Annotated in this window: 1 protein-coding gene; it reads left to right on the forward strand. The window is 44.8% G+C overall.

Annotated elements, in window-relative coordinates; genetic code table 11:
• The coding region (locus tag Q4563_RS20755; RefSeq protein ID WP_303605863.1) for a ribonucleotide-diphosphate reductase subunit beta at window positions 1-259 on the forward strand (259 nt) is incomplete at both ends.

A 259-nucleotide genomic window follows, 5' to 3' on the forward strand; every position in this document is an offset into this window, starting at 1 on the left:
CACCACCGTCAACCGCAACGAATTTGATACCTTCAAACAGCCCATGTTTTTTGGCGAGCACGTCAATGTTGCCCGTTATGATCAACAGAAACACAAGATTTTTGAAAATCTGATCGAAAAACAACTGTCGTTTTTCTGGCGCCCTGAAGAAGTGGATTTGACTAACGACCGTAAGGATTTTCTTGATCTGCCCGATCATGAAAAACACATCTTCGTCAGCAACCTGAAATACCAAACCCTGCTCGACTCGGTTCAGGGG

This window comes from Gilvimarinus sp. 1_MG-2023, from assembly GCF_030548285.1.